Source organism: Wolbachia endosymbiont of Pentidionis agamae, assembly GCF_036711655.1.
In the GTDB taxonomy this organism is placed as follows: domain Bacteria; phylum Pseudomonadota; class Alphaproteobacteria; order Rickettsiales; family Anaplasmataceae; genus JAZHPY01.
In genome coordinates this window covers 1-414 of the sequence record NZ_JAZHPY010000173.1, presented here as the reverse complement: position 1 = coordinate 414, position 414 = coordinate 1, and the positions used below count along the sequence as shown (strand labels likewise).

Below are 414 nucleotides of genomic sequence, written 5' to 3'. Positions count from 1 at the left end.
AGCACTAAATGAAATTTTTGTGCCGATTCTTATCAATCAGTTTCCGGAAATAGTAGATTTTTATCTTCCTCCAGAGGGTTGCTCTTATAGAATAGCAATTGTATCAATAAAAAAATCCTATCCAGGACATGCAAAAAGAATTGTTATGGGTGTGGTATCTTTTCTAAAGCAATTTTTATACACAAAATTTATCATAGTTGTGGATAGTGATATAAATATACGCGATTGGAAAGAAGTTATGTGGGCAATATCAACCAGAATGGATCCTGCACGTGATACTATCATGATAGAAAATTCCCCAATTGATTATTTAGATTTTGCTTCTCCTGAAAGTGCTCTTGGAAGCAAGATTGGGTTTGATGCAACAAATAAAATTCCACCTGAAACAAAAAGAGAATGGGGAAAGAAAATTAA

General features: G+C 33.1%; 1 pseudogene. It reads left to right on the top strand.

Features of this window, described 5'->3' with window-relative positions:
* Nucleotides 1-414: pseudogene (locus tag V6U76_RS05500) on the top strand (UbiD family decarboxylase); the annotation flags it as partial.